The following is a 21830-nucleotide window of genomic DNA, read 5'->3' on the forward strand; positions in this document are numbered from 1 at the left end:
GCTCCAAGTGATATGCTTAATTGTGAGGTGTATAATATGGAATATCGGATTTTAGGAAGAACGGGAATTAAGGTAAGTGCCATTGGTATCGGCGGCGAAGGATTTGAAAATAAAAGTTATGAGGAATGCGAAGCAATTATTGATTGTGCATTTAAAGAAGGTATTAATTTTATCGATATATATAATTCAAACCCTGAGGTTAGAAGCAACGTTGGTAGAATTTTAAGCAGGTATCCACGGGATAGCTTTGTTATTGAAGGGCACCTATGTTCCACCTGGGACAATGGTCAATATCGGCGTACCAGGGATTTTAATGAAGTCGTCAGCGCATATGAAGATCTTTTAACCAGAATGCAGCTGGACTACGTGGATATAGGAATGATTCACTATGTTGATGATGATAAAGATTTTGATAGCATCTTTAACGGAGAAATAATCAAATATGCAAAGGAATTAAAAGAAAAAGGGGTAATTAAGTACTTAGGAATGTCAACGCACAATACTGATATTGCTTTTAGAGCAGTGGAAACAGGAATAATTGATGTGATTTTATTCAGTATAAATGCTGCCTATGATATGCTGCCGGCCACTGAGGATGTATACGAACTGTTTGAGGAAAGCACTTTTAAAGACAGGACCTATGAAGGTATTGATCCAAAGCGGGGCAAGCTATACCAAACTTGTGAAAATGTTGGGGTTGCCTTAACTGTCATGAAAGGATATGCTGCAGGTGTGCTTTTAAGCGACAAGCAATCACCCTTTGGGAAGGCACTGACTCCGGTGCAGTGTTTACATTACTGTTTAACTAGACCAGCAGTTGCTTCCGTAATGGTTGGGATATCGAGTAAGGAACAAGTTCTTGCAGCAACTGCCTATGTTACGAAAAGCGATAAAGAAAAAGACTATAGTGAGGTTCTTTCCAATGCTCCAAGGACTTCATTTAGTGGGCATTGTATGTATTGTGGGCATTGTGCTCCCTGTTCAAAAAGGATAGATATTGCAGCAGTAAATAAATATTTGGATTTGGCCTTGATTCAGGAAACTGTTCCTGAAACCTTAAAGAATCATTATGAGTTATTAGAACAGCATGGAAGTGAATGCATAGAATGCGGGGCATGTATGAAAAACTGTCCATTTGGTGTGGATATTATTAATAGAATGAAGGAAGCAGTTAAACTATTTGGTAAATAAACAGCTAAGATAGGAGGTGAAATCCCATGACAATTACAGAAGTAAGTAAAAAATTTAACCTTTCACAGGATACACTCCGCTACTATGAACGCATCGGACTGATTCCAACTGTTAATCGAAATAAAAGTGGGGTACGGGATTATACAGAAGATGACTGTAGGTGGGTTGAATTTATTAAATGTATGCGAAATGCGGGACTTCCCATTGAAGTATTAATTGAATATGTTGCGCTGTTTCAACAAGGTGATGAGACCATTAAGGGAAGAAAAGAGCTTTTAGTAGAGCAGCGTGAGCAGCTTATAACAAGAATAGAAGATATGAAAAAAACACTGGAACGCCTGGATTATAAAATTGAAAAATATGATCAATCGGTGGTTAAAAAAGAGAAGGAACTAAAAAAATCACAGGATTAGAAAGAATAGTTTAACATAAAGGGGGGATACTTACTATGTATAGCACAGATCAATTAGTTATTGCATCAAGCTCCAAGCAAAAACTGTAGGATGCAGAGCATATTTTGTTTGGAGCTATTTCAGAGTGTTATAGTTTGGCAAAATAGTTTTGTGCAGTTTTTGCGTTAATATTTACATTAATATTAGTGAATAGGAGCAAAAACATGAAATATGAAAATGCGCAGAATATATTACCAAATGATATTCTTCATCAACTTCAACAGTATGTTGATGGGATATATTTATATATACCTAAGAAAGATAACAATAAAAAATCATGGGGACAAGATAGTGGAGTTAAGCTTGAACTAGCTAAGAGAAATAATGACATATTTCAGAAGTTTCTAGCAGGAACATCCGTTAAAGAACTAGCTAGTAACTACTATCTAACAGAAAATAGTATAAGAAGAATAATAAGAGAATGTAGAGAATTAACTAGATAAATAATAAGAGGAGTATTTGTATGAAGACAAATATTCCTTTTATTTATGTAAGGTTATAAATAAGACAGAATCATTTATGAAATAGCTTTATGAGCAATTGCTGTGATATCATTTTTATTAAATAATAAATAGAAATAAAGGTGAGGAATAATGAAAGAAAATAAATATGATGATATCAATTTTTTTAACCAATATAGTCAAATGCCTCGTTCCATCGGGGGATTAAAGGCTGCAGGGGAATGGCCTGTGCTGCAAAAAATGCTGCCTGATTTACGTAATAAGCGGGTTTTGGATTTGGGATGTGGCTTTGGCTGGCACTGTCAATATGCCGTTGAACAAGGAGCTAAGTCCGTAGTTGGCGTTGACATCTCTGAAAAAATGCTGGAGGTAGCTAAGAAAAAACATCAAGCATCTTCTGTGGAATACAAGCATATGGCAATTGAAGATATAGATTTTCCTGCAGATAGCTTTGACATAGTTGTAAGTTCTTTAGCGCTTCACTATATTCAATCTTTTAATGACATTTGTAAAAAAGTAAATACCTGCCTTTCAAAAGGTGGAGATTTTATTTTTTCTGTGGAACATCCAATATTTACAGCTTATGGGGAACAGGACTGGTACTACGACGAACAGGGCAACCGTATGCACTGGCCTGTTGATAGGTATTTTGATGAAGGAACACGGAAGGCTATTTTTCTAGGGGAAGAAGTAATAAAATACCATAAAACACTAACTACTTATGTAAACATTATTCTCAAGTCTGGTTTTGAGTTAACAGGACTAGTTGAACCAAAGGCTGATGCAGCCTTTCTTAAAGCATACCCAGATTGTGAAGATGAGTTACGAAGACCAATGTTTCTTATAATATCTGCTAGAAAAAAATAAATTACCTTAAGTATATGGGCTGTTTCCAACTTCAGTGATTATATATACTTTAGAGAAAAAGGAGAGAATTTATGGAATATATAGTTGTTTTAAATGTTTCTTTTGATTTTGGTTATGGAGAAGATACAATCTATCCTGTTATACTTAAAGATAAAAATGAAATGATTCTAATAGATTGTGGGTACCCAGAGTTTCTCCCAAAATTAGAACAGTCTGCTAAGGAAAAAGGTATTGACTTTTCTGAATTGACAAAGGTAATCATAACACATCATGACCACGACCACATGGGAAGCTTAGCTGCAATCAAGAGAAAGTATCCGAGGGTTCAAGTAATTGCAAGTGAAAAGAATGCTCCTTATATCGAAGGAAAGGCTAGGTCATTACGACTTCAGCAGGCAGAACAAACTCAGTTACTTTTGCCTCCAGAGCAACAGGAGGCAGGGAGAGTATTTCAAGATATTTTAAAAGCCGTTGAAAATGTAGAAGTAGATTTCACTGTAAAAGATGGAGATTACTTTCCTTGGTGCGGAGGAATCGAAATTGTGGAAACTCCTGGACATATGCCAGGGCATATTTCACTTTATATAAATAAGTGTAAAGTTTTAATTAGTGGAGATGCATTAGCAATAGAAAATGGTAAACTTGAAATCGCAGCACCACAATTTACCTTGGATATGCCGGAAGCAAAAAAGTCTGTTTTAAAGTTGCTAAATTATGATATAGAAAAAATAATCTGCTATCATGGAGGTGAATATAAAGAAAATATATCAGAGGCTCTACAGAATATTTGAAGCTACTCCGAAAGATAGGGAAATAATGCCACATCTTCCTATCCTCTAGTGGTTAGGATGTTAAAATAGGTACTACTAAATGGAAAGTAGTACTTCTTTATTTTTTGGGAATACTAGTAACAATCAGTATTAAGACGTAAAGAACACCAAATTTAAATATTCACATTTTTTAATAATATAAATACCGAAAGGATAATTAACATGAACTTTCCAGATATACATACTAATTTTTGGGATGCCGTAATTGCAGTGCCGTTAATTGTTTTATTAACACAGATTTTTAAGCTGTTTCCCATACCACGAAAATATTTTCCAACAATTGCAACAATCATTGGATTTATTATCTCAATATTTTTTAGTCATCGAGGGAATCTAAGTGCTGGTATTTTTATGGGTGGTTTTTATGGATCAGCAGCTGTTGGATTGTATTCATCATTAAAAACAGCATGGTTAGCACATAGAAAAAAAAGAAATAATCCTTAAGTTTTCATTAAGGATAAATGGTACACAGTTATTCCAACCGGCAATACTACAACGCAGAGGTGGTATTATTGAAGTATAAAAAGAATAAGATAGTTCATTTTCTTATATTTGGCAGTATATATTTGAATATAGAAGTATTTTCAAGGGCTTATGGTGGTGCATTAGTAGGCTTTGATGGAATATCCAAATGGAGCTTATGTGGTTGGACTTCCTTATGGATGTTCCCAATAGGTGGGTTTTGTGCAGTATTAATTGGGTCTTTAAATGATGTGCCTGGCTATTACAATTTGAAGATGTGGCAGAAGATGATTATGGGAGGTTCTTTGATTACTGGAATAGAATTACTTGCAGGTATATTTTTCAATATATACTTAAGCTTAAATCTATGGAATTATTCTCATGATAAATGTAACTTCATGGGTCAGATATGCTTTCGAAATTGCATATGGTGGTACATGTTAACTGTAGTCATTATTTGGCTTGATGATGTCTTGACTAATTATCATTATGGAGAAGAAAAAACGGGAAGTTTATTTAGTTATTTTAGAAAGTTAGTTACATTGCAATAGAATAAGACCTATTAATTTTGTGTAAAGAGGACTGATGTAATTTCAGCAGTCCTCTATCTTAGAAGCCATTCCTCAGCTTCTTCTTTACTTCCATACATTCTAAAATGATTGCCCTTATTGGTTTCTAAGGCCATTTCTCTAAATCTGCCTTTTTCCATGATCTCCTGGGGAATGACAGCCACAGTTTTTACACCATAGTTAATAAACTTTTGAAGCATATCACCTGCTACTCTAGTCTTAAGCTTGAAGAAGTCTTTAGATAAGGCAGCATAATGGATCATAAGCAGATATGTGTCATGTTCACCGGTTAAAGCTACTAGGTCAAGTGCATCATTCTCAGTACTTAAAGGGTTGGTAGCAGAAATCAACTCTATGTATTTTTTATTATTCATTTCTATAATTTGATAATTCATTTTATCTTTCTCCTTTATATCTAGATTTTCAAATAACTTTTGACGGGTTTCTCGGACCCAATTCAATTCATTATTATAGGTTGAAATAATATTTTCTGAAATCCTCTCCCATATAAATCTTTCTCTAGTGCTTCTATTAGGCCAGTGAAGAGCACGTCTGTCTTTTTCCTGCTGCATAACTAACTGCACTTGGAGTTCCTCTTCATATTTGGAGAGCAATTCATTTAGTTCCTGAGTATTTAACATATCTGACCATGCAAGCTGTATTAAAAATGTCTTTTTTATCTCAGGAGCTTCTGGTGATGACATAATCCATTCTTTTAGCTCCTTAAGGCCTTCCTCAGTTATGGTATATAGCTATGGTGTATAGATACTACCTATTATGCTAAGACGCTTTTTAGAAAGTCGAAAGTGATAGTTAATAGCAATGCTTTTAGTAAAATGAATAACATATTAAAATATATCTGCTATGAAAATAGATAAGAATGTTGTCAATATAGGCATAGATGATTTTGCATTTAAAAAAAGCAAGAACTATTGTACATTAATATTTGATATGGATAAAAGACAAATACTAGATATATTACCTAGTAGAAATAAAGATACAGTTTCCAATTGGCTGAAAAACTACACACACATTAAATCGGTTAGTAGAGATGATTATATAGCCTATGGGAGAAAGGGTTTAAACGTGGAAGTAAATTAAACATATTCAAAGAATTGATAATTAAACTCTCTAAAGAATTGATAATTAAACTCTCTTATGAAGAAAAAACGCATCAAGAAATATTTAATATTATAAAAGAAAAAGGATATGATGGAACACGATTATCTCTCTCTGCATGTATGAGCAGAACTGGCATAAGAAGGAACTCATACACAATAAGACTTGATTATGAAAATAAATCTAAGCCTGCAATCATTAATATATTAGAACTAAACTCTTTTATTTCAGGAATGGAAAATGATTTAGTTTCAGTTAAAAACAGCACTAGGACTAGTTATACAAACGGCCTTTTAGAAGGCATGGTAAGCAAGGTTAAGAGAATAAAACGTACAAGCTATGAAAGGTGTAAATTTGAATTATTGAGATTGAAGGTATTGAACTATCAGGAAATATGTGATTGATAACTTACTTGTATTAACTAAGTAGGCAAGTATATAAATTTTTCACCAAAATTGCGAGAAAACCAAAATTTAAGTATAAAATACATAAACTCGCTCCCATCTTTATCAGAGTCATCTTTTTTAGATTTTAATGTCTCTTCATCTAAAATTATATGAGAATTTGAATCTATGATCATACATAATATATTCGATTTCTCCTTAGACCGATGTTTGGGCGGAGTTTTTGTTCAGGGGGACTATACTTTTTCATATAATTTAGGATGCTAGCGTTGAGGTCTAAGGCTTTATGTAATTATATATAGGAAATAACAAAAAATATTTCATAAAGTTTAAAAATAAGTATCTAGATTTACAGGAAAATATGGAAAAACAGAGTTTTGAGGAATATAATGTAACTATATGAGCAATTTGGTGTAAAAGTAATATTTTACATTAACATCAAGCTGTTATAGCTAAAGTCAGCAAAGGAGTGATTATATGTTTTGTGCTCACATCAATCCAATAACTTTAAAGGAACAGAGTGTTAAAGAACACTTATATAATGTTTCTGCATTGTCCAAGGACCATGGTGCAAAAATATCACTTAATGCAACAGGAGAATTAATTGGCATTCTTCACGATATGGGAAAAGAAACAGAGCAATTTAATTCCTATATACATTACAGTTCAGCTAATCCTAAAGATAAGTCTCTTAAGGGAAAAATCAACCATTCCACAGCAGGAGCTAAGCTTATTTATGGCAACTTTTATAATACAACTAATCAATATGAAAAAATCACAGCACAACTTATTTCATTAGCCATTTGTTCCCACCATGGTGGTTTAATAGATTGTCTAGACTTAAGTGGTATGGATGTATTTAATTATAAAATGAATACAGATAAAGAAATTTTTTATGAAGAAGCACAATCTAATTTTAAAAATGAGTGCCTTGACATGGAACAGATTAAGAAGTTGTTTAATAAATCTAAAGCTGAGATAAAATCTATTATTGGTAAAATTAATGCAATACCTATTTCAGATAAAAAAGATATTACTTTGAAATTTAGATTATTTTCAGTAGGATTTTTACAGAAGTACCTTTTTAGTTCGGTTATAGACGCAGATAGATATGATACATATGCATTTATGGAAGGTGCTGAGCAGCAACATAAAGTTGACAAACCAGCTTTATGGAATGAACTTGCAGATATACTGGAAAATAAACTAGAAGGTTATCCTAAAGAGACTAAGATGGACTTATTGAGAGAAGAAGTTTCAAGATCTTGTAGGGATTTTGCGAAGAACAACACGGGAATATATCAGCTTTCAGTTCCAACAGGTGGTGGAAAAACTCTTTCTAGCTTACGATATGCTATACATCATGCTAAAGAATTTAGTAAAGATAGGATTTTATACGTAGTACCTTATACTACAATCATAGAGCAAAATGCTAAGGAAATTAAAGATATTTTAGGTAGAGAGGATATTGTTCTTGAACATCATTCAAATATTATTATTGATAATGCTGGGGAAGATTATAAACTTTTAACTGAGAGATGGGATAGTCCTATTATTCTTACTACTATGGTTCAGTTCATGGATACTTTGTTTAGTGGAGGAACACAAGCTATAAGAAGATTACATAACCTGGCAAATTCAATCATCATATTTGATGAAATTCAATCAATTCCAATTAAGTGTATTAGTATGTTTAACAGTGCAACTAATTTTTTATCAAATATTTGTAATGCTACTATAGTGCTTTGTACAGCAACGCAACCGCTTTTAGGAACAACGGAAATGCCCTTGAAATTAAGTGAACATTCAAATATGGTTCCTAATATTCAAGAAAAATTCAAGGAATTTAAACGTGTGAATTTGATTGACAACAGGATTATTGGAGGCTATAGTACAGTTTCTTTGGGAAATTTTGTTTTAGATAAGATGAGATATTTAAAAAGTGTGCTGATAATTTTAAATACTAAAAATTCAGCAAAAGAACTTTTTAATGAGCTTAAAAAAATGAACAAAGATTTGCCTAAAAAAGATAAGTATTTAATTTTTCATTTAAGTACAAGTATGTGCCCAGCACATAGAATGGATGTTCTTAAAGATATAAAAAGTAAGTTAGGTAATGAGAGAGTAATCTGTATAAGTACACAATTGATAGAAGCTGGAGTTAACATCTCTTTTGAGTGTGTTGTGAGGTCACTTGCGGGGCTTGATAGTATTGCTCAAGCAGCTGGCAGATGTAATCGACATGGAGAAAGAAAATGTAGTGATGTCTTTATAGTTAATGTTGAAGGTGAAAATGTTGATAAATTAGTTGATATTAAAGAAGGACAAGAATGTACATTAAGGGTACTTGAAGAGTTTAAGAAAAATCCAATGGAATTTGATAACGATTTACTTTCTTCAAAAGCTATGGATAGATACTATCAATATTATTTTTATAACAGAAGTGTGGAAATGAACTATACGTTGAAGAAGCCTAATAATGATAAAACAATGTATGATTTATTATCGACAAATACTGATGGAGTCAGTGCTTTTAGAGGAAGGCATGACACTAATCCAAATTTAATTCTAAAACAAGCGTTTAAAACAGCAGGAGATAAGTTTGAGGTAATAGATCAAAAAACAACAGGAGTTATTGTTCCTTACCAAAAGGGTAAAGAAATTATAACTCTTATAAATGGGGAATGTTCTTTAAGTGAGTTGAAAACGTATCTAAATAGAGCTCAACAGTATTCTGTTAATTTATTTGATATTGATAAAAGAAAATTAGATGATTTAGATGGAATTATTGAATTAAGGAATGGTGGAGTACTTGCTCTTAGAGAGGGTTTCTATAAGGAAGATATAGGTGTAACGCTGGAAAAACAAACAATGGACTTTTATAACATATAAAGAAGGTGAGATAAGTGGAAAAGAAAAATAGCGTTGAGTTTAAAATTAGTGGACGATATGCACTTTTTACCGATCCTATAAACAGAATAGGTGGAGAAAAATTTACATACCAAGTTCCAACCTATCAGGCATTAAAGGGGATACTAGAAAGCGTGTATTGGAAGCCTACAATAATATGGGTAATTGATGAGGTAAGAGTTATGAAGTTGATTAAAACTCAATCTCAAGGAATACGCCCTGTGAACTTTAATGGAGGAAATACTCTATCTATTTATACATATCTATCAGATGTTGAATATCAAGTAAGAGCTCATTTTGAATGGAATTACAATAGACCTAATTTAGAACAAGATAGAAATGAGAATAAACATTACTTTATAGCTAAGAGAATGATAAATTGTGGTGGCAGACGAGATATCTTCTTAGGAACAAGGGAATGTCAAGGTTATGTTGAACCATGTAAATTTGGAGAGGGTGAGGGTGCATACGATAACTATGGCTCACTTTCCTTTGGACTAATGTTTCATGGCTTTGACTACCCAGATGAAACAGGAGAAGACAAGTTAACTGCGAGATTATGGGTACCAGTGATGGAAAATGGAGTAATCGAGTTTTTAAAACCAGAGGAATGCACAATTAAAAGAGAGATTTCTTCAATGAAACCTAAGGTGTTTGGTAAAAGTAATTTCACTGGATTTGAGGAATTTGAAATGGAGGGATAGTATATTGAGTTGGATTTATAAGCTCTATGAAACTTATGAGAATTGTAACAGTGAAGTAGGCGTTATAGTAAATAAGGATACAACACCTCTTCTTCCAATAGCACATTCAACGCAAAATGCTCAAATAGAAGTCGTTATTAATGGTGATGGTAATTTGTTAAGGGCAAAGATTCTAGAAAAAGATGACATTGTCACAATTATTCCTGTAACAGAAGATTCAGCAACTAGAAGTAGTGGAATAGCACCACATCCACTTTGCGATAAATTACAATATGTGGCGGGTGACTATGCTAATTATGTTTCTAAGAAAAAGGCTGAAGAATACTATAATAAATATATAGAGCAACTTCAAGGTTGGTGTAAGAGCCCTTATTCTAATAGAAAGGTAAGTGCAGTTTTAAATTATTTAAAGAAGAAGACTCTAATGACAGATTTAATAAAAAACAAAATATTAGTATGCGATGAGGATGGAAATATATCAAAAGGAATAAAGCTTGGAGCAAGTGCTCAAAGTGATGCATTTATAAGGTTTAGAGTTGAAATTCCAAAGGAGGATGAGTCAGCTGTATGGCTTGATAGTAAAATCTATGAAAGCTATATTAAATATTATTCAAGTATTCAAGAAAGCTCAGATTTGTGTTATGTACGTGGAGAGAAAATTCCTTGTTCACAAAAACATCCAGCAAAGGTTAGGAACACAGCTGATAAATCAAAGCTAATTTCAGCAAATGACCCTGATGGCTTTACATATCGTGGACGATTTGAAGACAAAAATCAAGTGGTTAGCATTGGTTATGAAACCTCACAGAAAGCGCATAATGCCTTACGTTGGCTTATTGATAAACAAGGATATAGAAATGGCGAGCAGGTAATAGTTGCTTGGGGAACTAAGGATCAGTCTATTCCAGGGATTCTTGAAGATACGGAAGATAGTCTTTTTGGAGAAGATACTATTACCACGATTTCAACTGAAAAAGAATTTGCTGAAAGGCTAAATAAGGCTATTGCAGGATATGCTTGTGACTTAGATACAAAGGCTGAAATTATTGTAATGGGATTGGAGGCCGCAACAACAGGAAGGTTATCCATATCCTATTATAGAGAACTTTATGGTTCAGATTTTTTGTCTAGGATAGAGCGCTGGCATGGAAGTTGTATATGGAAACATACCTATAAAGAAGTGCAGGATGGATTTAATGAAAAGGGAAAACAGAAGTTTAAGTCTATTACTTTTATAGGAGCACCATCACCAAGAGATATAGCTCTAACAGCTTATGGCAATAAAATAAACGACAAGCTTAAAAAGGCAACCATAGAGAGATTGTTACCATGCATTATTGATAATTCTAGATTACCATATGATATTGTGAATTCAGCAGTAAATCGTGCTTCAAATCCAGTTTTAATGGAAAAGTGGGAATGGGAAAAAACACTAACTATAACTTGTGCTTTAGTGAAAAAATATAGATATGATAAGTTTAAGGAGGAATGGAGAATGGCACTTGATGAAAATCAGACTGATAGAAGTTATTTATTTGGTAGACTTTTAGCAGTAGCACAGCAAATAGAAGAATGGGCATTAAGTACTACAGGAGAAAAGAGAGATACTAATGCAGAAAGATTAATGCATCAGTTTAAGCTTCATCCATATAAGACTTGGGGGATTATTACAGATAAACTTAAACCATATGTATCTAGATTAGGAGCAAAAGGTGTAAACTTAGTAGAGTTAATGACAAAAATTAATTCTATGCTTTCGTTTGAAGAATTTACAAGTTCTAAGCAATTAAATGACAGCTATATCTTGGGATATTATTGCCAAAGACAGGTTTTTATTGATGAAAAAAATCAAAGAATTCAAGAAGCAGTAGAAAAAAAGCTAAATAAAATAAGCGAAAAGGGGAAATAAATCATGAGTAAATTTAATAACAAAATTGACTTTGCAGTTGTTATTTCTGTAAAAAATGCGAACCCAAACGGTGATCCTTTGAATGGAAATAGACCTAGAGAGAATTATGAAGGTCATGGGGAAATTTCTGATGTTTGTATTAAAAGAAAAATCAGAAATCGCTTACAGGACATGGGACAAGCAATATTTGTTCAATCAGATGAAAGAAGATCAGATGGTTTTAGAAGTTTAAAGGATAGAGCAGATGGTTGTGCAGAACTTAAAAAGCTAAGTAAGGATAAGGAGAAATATGCAGCATTAGCTTGTGAAAAATGGATTGATGTTAGGAGCTTTGGACAAGTATTTGCGTTTAAAGCAGGTGATGATAACTCAGTTTCAATAGGCATAAGAGGACCTGTATCAATACATTCAGCGGTAAGCGTTTCACCAATTGAAATATCAAGTATGCAAATTACGAAAAGTGTTAATGGGGAAACTGGTAAAGATCCAGATAAGAAAAGTGCAGACACGATGGGTATGAAGCATAGAGTAGAGTTTGGAGTTTATGTTATCTATGGAAGCATTAACACTCAACTAGCAGAAAAGACAGGATTCAATGAAGAAGATAGTGAGTTTATTAAAAAGGCGCTCATTACACTTTTCGAAAATGATTGTTCATCAGCACGTCCAGATGGAAGTATGGAGGTTTACAAGGTATACTGGTGGAAGCATAACTCACAAATCGGCCAATATTCTTCTGCGAAAGTCCATAGAAGTCTAAAATTAGTGCCAACTGCTGAAATACCAAAAAGTATTAATGATTATAGTGTATCTAATGAAGCCTTAGATGGATTAGTACCAGAGATTTACGATGGAATATAGAGAGGAAGATTATCTTCTATTATCTGGTATACAGCACTTTGCATTTTGTAAACGTCAATGGGCATTAATACATATTGAACAGCAGTGGCAAGAAAATCTCCGTACAGTTGAAGGAGGGATTTTTCATGAGAAAGCTCATGACAATACCTTGGCAGAAAAACGTGGCGATTTAATAATTTCTAGAGGAATGTCAATTTTTTCTCGTTCGTTAGGAATTACAGGAACCTGTGATATTGTAGAATTGCACAAAAGTGTAAAAGGTATAAGTATATTCGGCAGGGAGGGTACTTATAGGCCAATCCCTGTGGAGTATAAAAAAGGAAAGCCTAAAGAAAATGATTCTGATGCATTGCAGTTATGTGCACAGGCAATATGCCTAGAGGAAATGTTATTATGTGAAATTCCAGAAGCATTTTTGTTCTATGGAGAAACAAAACGGAGGCTTAAAATTGTCCTAGATATTGAGTTACGTGAAAGAGTTAGAACTATGACAAAGGAAATGCACCAATTATATGATAAAAGATATACACCTAAAGTAAAGTTATCTAAAAGTTGTAAGGCATGTTCGTTATCTGAAATTTGTGTTCCAAAGCTATGCAAGAATCCATCAGTTGATAACTATATAAGCGAAAATCTGTTGGAGGTTGAGAAATGAGAAAATTACTTAACACTTTATATGTTACTTCCCAAAATACTTATTTATCTCTAGATGGAGAAAATGTTGTAATTCTAAAGGAAGAAATAGAGGTATTAAGAATACCGTTTCATAATCTTGAAGGCATTGTTACATTTGGTTATACTGGTGCAAGTCCGGCACTAATGGGTGCTTGTGCAAAACGTAATATAGCATTAAGTTTCATGACACAAAGTGGTAAATTTCTGGCTAGGGTAGTTGGTGAAGTTAGAGGTAATGTAACACTTAGAAAAACTCAGTATAGAATTTCAGATAGCTTGGAGGAAAGTAATAAAATTTCCAGAAATTTTATTATAGGCAAGATTTTCAACACAAGGTGGATAATTGAACGTGCAACTCGAGACTATGCAATGAGACTTGATGTGGATAAATTAAAAGGTATTTCTAAGACTCTTTCGAATTCCATAAAACTGGTTGAGAGAAGTGAAAATTTAGAACAACTTCGTGGTTTTGAAGGGGAGGCAGCATCACAATATTTTAGTGTATTTAACGATTTAATTCTTCAACAAAAAGAGGCATTTTATTTTAATGGTAGGAACAAGAGACCACCTCTAGACAATGTAAATGCCATGTTATCATTTGTATATACACTCTTAGCACATGATGTTGCAGCAGCATTGGAAACAGTAGGTCTAGACCCGTACGTTGGATTCTTACATCGGGATAGACCAGGAAGGATTTCACTGGCACTTGATATGATGGAAGAACTACGCTCAGTTTATGCAGATAGATTTGTTATATCAATGATTAATAAGAGAGAAGTAAATGCAAAAGGATTTACACAAAAAGAAAATGGAGCGGTTATAATGGATGATGATACAAGAAAAGTTATTCTAAAGGCATGGCAGAACAAAAAACAAGATGTAATTACACATCCATTTTTAAAGGAAAAATTAGAGTGGGGACTTGTACCGTATACACAGGCAATGTTATTAGCACGATATATTCGTGGTGATCTAGATGGGTATCCTCCATTTATGTGGAAGTAGGTGATGAAATGTTAGTATTGATAACCTACGATGTAAATACAGAGACAGCGGCTGGAAGAAAACGCTTAAGAATGGTGGCAAAACAATGTGTTAACTACGGACAGCGTGTGCAGAATTCGGTATTTGAATGTGTAGCAGATGCAGCTAAATGCCGCGAGATAGAGCACAAACTGGAACAAATTATTGATAAGGATAAAGATAGCTTAAGATTTTATTACTTAGGAAATAATTATAAAAGCAAAGTTGTACACATAGGTGCAAAAGAGTCATTTGATGTAGAAGGAACACTTATAGTATAATGCGAATGTGAAGTAACCATAAAATCACCATATCTTTCGCACCTAAAAAAGTACTAAAAATTGCATGTGAAAAATAAAATATTAGATTGGAGATGATTATTTAGAGATTAAAACTGCAAAAAACGACTTGAAAGCTGAGAAGTTGATAACTTTTAGGTTATTTTTGCTGTCACTCCCTACATGGGAGTGTGGATTGAAATTAAAGAACAGCTTATACAACTTTTAGAAGGTAAGTAGTCACTCCCTACATGGGAGTGTGGATTGAAATTGCTACAGATATTCCGAAAAAGTTGCCAGCATCCTTTGTCACTCCCTACATGGGAGTGTGGATTGAAATCTATAGTTGTATGGGGAAAGAGTGCTGAGAATTTAGGTCACTCCCTACATGGGAGTGTGGATTGAAATTGTAGTATTATAATTATTACTTGTATCGTAAGGTCACTCCCTACATGGGAGTGTGGATTGAAATAAACTCACTATAGAAAAAGAAAATAAGATAACAGGTCACTCCCTACATGGGAGTGTGGATTGAAATCTTTATAGGGATGAATATTACAACAAGGAAACAGGTCACTCCCTACATGGGAGTGTGGATTGAAATTTTCTGTCTAAGCATACCTTATGACAGATTAGATGGTCACTCCCTACATGGGAGTGTGGATTGAAATAAGAATGTTATACGGTGATGGAAAAGGTATTATAGGTCACTCCCTACATGGGAGTGTGGATTGAAATTGCTATGGCTCTTAAATTTTCTGCTGTCACCCTATGTCACTCCCTACATGGGAGTGTGGATTGAAATTTACCCCATTCATCAAATGCTCTATTTATAAAACGTCACTCCCTACATGGGAGTGTGGATTGAAATAATTATAAAGAGAAAGGAGCCTAAAAGTGTATGAAGTCACTCCCTACATGGGAGTGTGGATTGAAATTTAGCTGTGGTCTAGCACTAGAAATTGATTATTGTCACTCCCTACATGGGAGTGTGGATTGAAATCTAAGTAACTTCCAGCTTTTTTACTAGTTGAATCTGTCACTCCCTACATGGGAGTGTGGATTGAAATGATAAGAATATAAAGATAAGCTGATGGATGAATAGTCACTCCCTACATGGGAGTGTGGATTGAAATACCTAAATCACTCCCTTTAGGTATTTACTCTCACGTCACTCCCTACATGGGAGTGTGGATTGAAATTATGACAGTAAGACCAATGACAAGTGATAATGAGTCACTCCCTACATGGGAGTGTGGATTGAAATAATTATAAAGAGAAAGGAGCCTAAAAGTGTATGAAGTCACTCCCTACATGGGAGTGTGGATTGAAATTAAGTCAGAATTTTGTGAACTTATCTGTTATGTGGTCACTCCCTACATGGGAGTGTGGATTGAAATTACTTATAAAGATAACAGATTTATAGATGATGTGTGTCACTCCCTACATGGGAGTGTGGATTGAAATATCTAAGTAGTCTATAGCAGATTGTATCTTAACATGTCACTCCCTACATGGGAGTGTGGATTGAAATTTCTTGTGCAAAAGTAGAAGGTAGTGGAGCATCTTGTCACTCCCTACATGGGAGTGTGGATTGAAATCCTACAATAGGTTTAGACTCTGCTATGTTTTTGTCACTCCCTACATGGGAGTGTGGATTGAAATTCCTACCTCATAAGGACAAGTACCATAGTACAAAAGTCACTCCCTACATGGGAGTGTGGATTGAAATCATAACAATAGCTGAATCGTCTTTAGTAGTCCTAGTCACTCCCTACATGGGAGTGTGGATTGAAATAAAGACGGAAGATAAAATAAAAGCTGGGTATTTATGTCACTCCCTACATGGGAGTGTGGATTGAAATCACCAACCTAACATATTTTTACTCCTTTTTATTAGTCACTCCCTACATGGGAGTGTGGATTGAAATTCCTGGATATCCTAACTTAAAAGAAAAGACAGGAGTCACTCCCTACATGGGAGTGTGGATTGAAATAGTTTCCTGACTCAACCACACGAAAAGGAAGAGTAGGTCACTCCCTACATGGGAGTGTGGATTGAAATTGAAATTATTACGACATTAAAGGAGTGAGATAATAAAGTCACTCCCTACATGGGAGTGTGGATTGAAATAATCAAAGGCACATCTTGATGGTGTGCTATTTTCGTCACTCCCTACATGGGAGTGTGGATTGAAATAATATCCGTTGCACAATAATCTAAGTGGTTGGTTATGTCACTCCCTACATGGGAGTGTGGATTGAAATAATTTAACCATTTATTGTTTTATACGTATAATTTAGTCACTCCCTACATGGGAGTGTGGATTGAAATATCTATAGCTTTTTTCTTTAATAATTTGATTAAGTCACTCCCTACATGGGAGTGTGGATTGAAATCTGTTAACAAAGGAATGAAGGGCATATGTGCTAAGTCACTCCCTACATGGGAGTGTGGATTGAAATTACAATGTAAGCAATGGCGTTGCTAATAGTCCTTTGTCACTCCCTACATGGGAGTGTGGATTGAAATTATAGTCTTTGCTCCTGTCCATTTGTAACGACCAGTCACTCCCTACATGGGAGTGTGGATTGAAATTCCAATAATCATTGGTACCGCATAGGTAGAAAATTGTCACTCCCTACATGGGAGTGTGGATTGAAATCAGCATAGTTTTATATCTATCTTCACCTTTTAAGTCACTCCCTACATGGGAGTGTGGATTGAAATTAAAATTCCGAACTATTAAATTAATTCTATTATGTCACTCCCTACATGGGAGTGTGGATTGAAATCCATACATAATCATCTTTTAGACATCTACATTTTGTCACTCCCTACATGGGAGTGTGGATTGAAATATTACTTTACTTCCTCCTTATTTTTATAAATTTTGTCACTCCCTACATGGGAGTGTGGATTGAAATACACACAAGTAACTAGAAAAAACGTAATAGGTTGTCACTCCCTACATGGGAGTGTGGATTGAAATTGTAAATGGTGATAGAAGGTATAGAGCAAGCGATTGTCACTCCCTACATGGGAGTGTGGATTGAAATATTAAATTGCCCCTCTGTTGTCCAGTAATAATTGGTCACTCCCTACATGGGAGTGTGGATTGAAATCATCATCTATAAGTCTTGTACTTAAATCTTTACTGTCACTCCCTACATGGGAGTGTGGATTGAAATAAAATGATGCAACTTTAATCACTGATACAGTTAAAGTCACTCCCTACATGGGAGTGTGGATTGAAATAAAATGATGCAACTTTAATCACTGATACAGTTAAAGTCACTCCCTACATGGGAGTGTGGATTGAAATTGGATATAATGCGAATTAAATTTAAGGAGGATTTAGTCACTCCCTACATGGGAGTGTGGATTGAAATGCTAGAGGTGCTATAAAAGGACCTGGCAGTGTAGAGTCACTCCCTACATGGGAGTGTGGATTGAAATTAAAAGTTGCTAGGCGTAAAAGAAGTAAGTATCAAGTCACTCCCTACATGGGAGTGTGGATTGAAATAGTAAGAACTTATACAGATGAACAACTAAAGAACATGTCACTCCCTACATGGGAGTGTGGATTGAAATTTATGACAATGTAATTACTATAATGTCAGTGGTTAGTCACTCCCTACATGGGAGTGTGGATTGAAATGCAATTGGAGGAAAAGGCGAACAAAACAGATTTAGGTCACTCCCTACATGGGAGTGTGGATTGAAATAGCATTAACAAGCATTACTGACGCTTCAGCAACAAGTCACTCCCTACATGGGAGTGTGGATTGAAATAAGTTTTAGTTGCGTTAATTGAAGGGATTGCTGAGTCACTCCCTACATGGGAGTGTGGATTGAAATTTTTAATTCAAACTTACCTTCTTCTGTTTCATTAACGTCACTCCCTACATGGGAGTGTGGATTGAAATCTATCATCATCTAACAATTTTTTAATCCTAGTTTCTGTCACTCCCTACATGGGAGTGTGGATTGAAATTTGAAGTCAGGATCGGGAAAGTCCTGGGCTATTGGAGTCACTCCCTACATGGGAGTGTGGATTGAAATATACAAGGCAATCAGTACTGCGATATAAACGAGGTGTCACTCCCTACATGGGAGTGTGGATTGAAATCTTTGTACCACACATAAATCCCATAATATAATCTAGTCACTCCCTACATGGGAGTGTGGATTGAAATCTCAAAAATTGTACGAAGCTTTATACAAATATAAGTCACTCCCTACATGGGAGTGTGGATTGAAATCTCAAAAATTGTACGAAGCTTTATACAAATATAAGTCACTCCCTACATGGGAGTGTGGATTGAAATCTAAGAGCTATATAATAGACCATGATTACACTGGGTCACTCCCTACATGGGAGTGTGGATTGAAATAACTGTAGATGAAAAAGGCTGGGAGCTTTCTGCGTCACTCCCTACATGGGAGTGTGGATTGAAATATTTTGGTATCAATAGCTAAGTTATCATCATTAAAGTCACTCCCTACATGGGAGTGTGGATTGAAATCTCAAATTTTACTTTATATTGATTCCAAAGAGTTGTCACTCCCTACATGGGAGTGTGGATTGAAATATCGACTTTTCTAGCGTTTGCCGCGGTAATAGGGTCACTCCCTACATGGGAGTGTGGATTGAAATCTCTAAAGATTTCTCATATTTATACTTTTCCTCTGGTCACTCCCTACATGGGAGTGTGGATTGAAATAATTCTAAAATAACTAACGTAAATGACCCTTTAGTCACTCCCTACATGGGAGTGTGGATTGAAATATCTAGGCTTGAAGTTCCTAAGTATTTTTTCTCTTGTCACTCCCTACATGGGAGTGTGGATTGAAATAATTCAATATAGATACTGCAACGTGGTCATTAGAGTCACTCCCTACATGGGAGTGTGGATTGAAATAGTAATGATGATGACACTGACATACCAGGAACTTTAGGTCACTCCCTACATGGGAGTGTGGATTGAAATCTTTTAATTACAAAACAAAACTCTGGCATAATGCGTCACTCCCTACATGGGAGTGTGGATTGAAATTAAATCATGTGTGCTTTCTGGCACTGAATTATCTATGTTGTCAACGGCAATTTAAAAATCCATAAAAAAGTCACTAGAAAAATACAGAGAAAAGTTACTAGGTTATTTAGACAAGAGGGTATTTATAACATCCTTTTTATTATTTAAGAATTCTTTTCTATCCTTAAGTCTATAGGAATCTCCTTTGATGTTAACTACAGTAGCATGGTGTAGAACTCTATCTAGAATAGCTGCGGCAATAGTATTATCACAGAAAACTTCTCCCCATTGAGAGAAGGATTTATTAGAGGTGAATATTGTCGCACATTTTTCATACCTTCTTGCTATAAGTTGGAAGAAAAGGTTAGCTCCTTGAATATCCATAGGAAGATAACCTATCTCATCTATTATAAGGAGCTTATATTTAGAAAAATGTTTAATCTTAGAAGCCAGCTTGTTTTCAAAATGAGCCTTATTTAGTTGAGTAATAAGATCCTGGCAGCTTATATAGTAAGTTATATACCTATGCCTGGCGGCAATTATTCCTAGGGCTATTGCAAGATGCGTTTTACCGACGCCCGGAGGGCCTAGAAAAACAACATTTTCTGCATTGTTAACAAACCTTAGTGTTGCTAGTTCATCTATCAATTTTTTATCTATAGAGGGCTGAAAATCTAGGTCAAACTCTTCTAGAGTCTTTTTATAGGGAAAAGCAGCAACACTTACTTGTATATCGGCTGCTCTTTTATCCTTAAATTTCACTTCTTCCATCAGCAGATAATCAAGAATTTCTACAACATTCTGATCTTCCTTTAAGGCTCTTTCCAAATAGTTATCAATTATATTATACGTATTTGTTAGATCCAGTGCTTGAAGATTTTCTTTAACTCTTTCATATGCCAACCTATCCATTATTTATTACCTCCCCGAACAAACTATCAAGTATTTTAAGATCTCTACATTCCACTTCAGAGATTCCGCGATAGCGATCAGATAGATCATATATACTATTCTTGTACACCTTTGATTCTTTTGAAGATATCTTATCGTAGTGCGTCTTCGTTACAATCATATTGTGTTTGGTATCAGGTATATTATGAGTTGCTATAAGTATCTCATTATGATAAACTTTAAGTAGGTTTTGGGTGGATAGAACTGTAACTTCTTTTCCTATGTATTCTGGTGGGACAGAATACTTGTTGTTCTGGAAAGAAATCAAGCAGTCCTTTTCCACTTTTCTTATTTCATTAATATTTAGCACATATTCTCTATCTATCTTGTTTAAATTTTCTCTACTAAGTCTATCAAAGGGCACTTCGTTTGTAGTTGAATGTGTTCTAGAGTTTACCTTGTCACACCAGGCTAGCGCCTGTTTATTTAGGTCATCAATGCTTTCAAATCGTATTCCTACAAAGAAATTCTCTCTAACAAACCGTACTGTTCTTTCTATTTTTCCCTTAGTTTGCCCTCTATATGGTCTGCACAGTATAGGCTTAAATCCATAAAATCCAGCAAAGTCTTCAAATAGCGGATTAAGCTTTGAATTTTCTTGTTTTAGAACCCTTTTTATTACTACCTGTTTCATATTGTCATAAAGGATTTCATCAGGATAACCTCTAAAGTACCTAAACGCATTGTTATGACACCTTACTAGTGTTGTGGTTGTCATATCTGTTACAAATTCAATGTACCTTGTTCTTGAGTACCCTAAAACCATAAGAAAGCAGTATAAGTTGCGCTTAATGCTGTTTTTGTCTATGAACTCACCAAAGTGCCCCCAATCTACTTGTCCTTGCTTTCCGGGTAAAGTTTCAAATCTTACAGTTGCTTTGTTATTAAGCTTTCGCTTAATAGATTTAACATATTTCTTTACAATTCCCAGCTTACCAGTATATCCATTTTCTAAAATAATCTCATATATTCTAACTGCAGTATATGGTGCTTCTTCAAGCAAGCTGTTTATCATGGGTTTAAAATCATCTAACTTTGAAGGTTTAGGCTCCCTTAGTGTGTACTTAGGTTTGCCTTCTGAAGTAGCATATTTTTTAGCAGTACGCCAATCTATATTATAC

19 protein-coding genes, 1 pseudogene and 1 CRISPR repeat array are annotated in these 21830 nt (G+C 34.6%); of the genes and pseudogenes, 16 read left to right on the plus strand and 4 right to left on the minus strand.

What is annotated here, in order from left to right:
- The first annotated feature begins 36 nt into the window (after positions 1-36).
- The 7 genes from N4T77_RS01705 to N4T77_RS01735 all read left to right on the plus strand — a co-directional run bounded on the left by N4T77_RS01705 (position 37) and on the right by N4T77_RS01735 (position 4814).
- Positions 37-1191, plus strand: coding sequence for an aldo/keto reductase (locus N4T77_RS01705; RefSeq protein WP_261669978.1), 1155 nt, complete (start codon positions 37-39; stop codon positions 1189-1191).
- A 26-nt stretch (positions 1192-1217) separates the two neighbouring features.
- Positions 1218-1604 carry a MerR family transcriptional regulator gene (locus N4T77_RS01710; protein WP_261669979.1) on the plus strand — a complete coding sequence of 129 codons (387 nt, stop codon included), beginning with the start codon at positions 1218-1220 and terminating at the stop codon, positions 1602-1604.
- A gap of 203 nt (positions 1605-1807) precedes the next feature.
- Entirely contained in the window at positions 1808-2086 is a 279-nt protein-coding gene (locus N4T77_RS01715; protein ID WP_261669980.1) for a CD3324 family protein, read from the plus strand.
- A gap of 150 nt (positions 2087-2236) precedes the next feature.
- Entirely contained in the window at positions 2237-2971 is a 735-nt protein-coding gene (locus N4T77_RS01720; RefSeq protein ID WP_261669981.1) for a bifunctional 2-polyprenyl-6-hydroxyphenol methylase/3-demethylubiquinol 3-O-methyltransferase UbiG, read from the plus strand.
- Positions 2972-3042: 71 nt separating this feature from the next.
- On the plus strand, positions 3043-3762 hold the full coding sequence (locus N4T77_RS01725) for an MBL fold metallo-hydrolase (RefSeq protein WP_261669982.1): 720 nt from the start codon (positions 3043-3045) through the stop codon (positions 3760-3762).
- 201 nt (positions 3763-3963) lie between these two features.
- Positions 3964-4245 (plus strand): hypothetical protein, encoded by a 282-nt coding sequence (locus tag N4T77_RS01730; RefSeq protein WP_261669983.1) that lies wholly within the window; start codon positions 3964-3966, stop codon positions 4243-4245.
- Between the two features lie 59 nt (positions 4246-4304).
- Positions 4305-4814: a putative ABC transporter permease gene (locus tag N4T77_RS01735; protein ID WP_261670014.1), complete on the plus strand. Its 510-nt coding sequence runs from the start codon at positions 4305-4307 to the stop codon at positions 4812-4814.
- Positions 4815-4867: 53 nt separating this feature from the next.
- On the opposite strand, the pseudogene N4T77_RS01740 reads toward N4T77_RS01735, so the two are convergent.
- Positions 4868-5584: pseudogene (locus N4T77_RS01740) on the minus strand (DUF4180 domain-containing protein); the annotation flags it as partial.
- Between the two features lie 112 nt (positions 5585-5696).
- Here N4T77_RS01740 and N4T77_RS01745 point away from each other — a divergent pair.
- The gene (locus N4T77_RS01745; RefSeq protein WP_261669985.1) at positions 5697-5933 is read left to right on the plus strand and encodes a transposase; all 237 of its coding nucleotides are present in this window, start codon (positions 5697-5699) and stop codon (positions 5931-5933) included.
- Positions 5934-5947: 14 nt separating this feature from the next.
- On the plus strand, positions 5948-6355 hold the full coding sequence (locus N4T77_RS01750) for a hypothetical protein (protein WP_261669986.1): 408 nt from the start codon (positions 5948-5950) through the stop codon (positions 6353-6355).
- 17 nt (positions 6356-6372) lie between these two features.
- Here the strand turns inward: N4T77_RS01750 and N4T77_RS01755 are convergent, their stop codons facing one another.
- Complete coding sequence (locus N4T77_RS01755; protein WP_261669987.1) at positions 6373-6531, minus strand: hypothetical protein; 159 nt, start codon at positions 6529-6531, stop codon at positions 6373-6375.
- Between the two features lie 301 nt (positions 6532-6832).
- Here N4T77_RS01755 and cas3 point away from each other — a divergent pair, with 301 nt between their 5' ends.
- From cas3 to cas2, 7 genes are read left to right on the plus strand one after another with little or no spacing between them, the layout of a single operon-like run.
- On the plus strand, positions 6833-9247 hold the full coding sequence (gene cas3 / locus N4T77_RS01760) for a CRISPR-associated helicase Cas3' (protein ID WP_261669989.1): 2415 nt from the start codon (positions 6833-6835) through the stop codon (positions 9245-9247).
- Between the two features lie 14 nt (positions 9248-9261).
- Positions 9262-9969, plus strand: a complete 708-nt coding sequence (cas5c, locus tag N4T77_RS01765) for a type I-C CRISPR-associated protein Cas5c (RefSeq protein WP_261669990.1) — start codon at positions 9262-9264, stop codon at positions 9967-9969.
- A 4-nt stretch (positions 9970-9973) separates the two neighbouring features.
- Positions 9974-11878, plus strand: a complete 1905-nt coding sequence (cas8c, locus tag N4T77_RS01770; protein ID WP_261669992.1) for a type I-C CRISPR-associated protein Cas8c/Csd1 — start codon at positions 9974-9976, stop codon at positions 11876-11878.
- Between the two features lie 3 nt (positions 11879-11881).
- A complete protein-coding gene (gene cas7c, locus N4T77_RS01775; protein ID WP_261669993.1) occupies positions 11882-12739 on the plus strand; it encodes a type I-C CRISPR-associated protein Cas7/Csd2 in 858 nt (285 codons plus the stop codon).
- On the plus strand, positions 12729-13394 hold the full coding sequence (gene cas4 / locus N4T77_RS01780) for a CRISPR-associated protein Cas4 (RefSeq protein ID WP_261669995.1): 666 nt from the start codon (positions 12729-12731) through the stop codon (positions 13392-13394). Before cas7c ends, cas4 begins: the two co-directional genes overlap by 11 nt.
- Positions 13391-14422, plus strand: coding sequence for a type I-C CRISPR-associated endonuclease Cas1c (gene cas1c, locus N4T77_RS01785; RefSeq protein ID WP_261669996.1), 1032 nt, complete (start codon positions 13391-13393; stop codon positions 14420-14422). Before cas4 ends, cas1c begins: the two co-directional genes overlap by 4 nt.
- A gap of 8 nt (positions 14423-14430) precedes the next feature.
- Complete coding sequence (gene cas2, locus N4T77_RS01790; RefSeq protein ID WP_261669997.1) at positions 14431-14721, plus strand: CRISPR-associated endonuclease Cas2; 291 nt, start codon at positions 14431-14433, stop codon at positions 14719-14721.
- 168 nt (positions 14722-14889) lie between these two features.
- Positions 14890-19779: a CRISPR direct-repeat array (repeat unit 32 nt; unit sequence GTCACTCCCTACATGGGAGTGTGGATTGAAAT).
- A gap of 102 nt (positions 19780-19881) precedes the next feature.
- Here the strand turns inward: cas2 and istB are convergent.
- Positions 19882-20670 (minus strand): IS21-like element helper ATPase IstB, encoded by a 789-nt coding sequence (gene istB, locus N4T77_RS01795; protein WP_261669998.1) that lies wholly within the window; start codon positions 20668-20670, stop codon positions 19882-19884.
- Positions 20663-21830, minus strand: a 1168-nt coding sequence (gene istA / locus N4T77_RS01800; RefSeq protein WP_261670000.1) for an IS21 family transposase, incomplete at its 5' end; no start/stop codon positions are given. The genes istA and istB, both read right to left, overlap by 8 nt.

Origin of the sequence: Clostridium sp. CX1 (assembly GCF_025398335.1) — a bacterium.
GTDB classification, from domain to species: Bacteria; Bacillota; Clostridia; order Clostridiales; family Clostridiaceae; genus Clostridium_AM; species Clostridium_AM tanneri.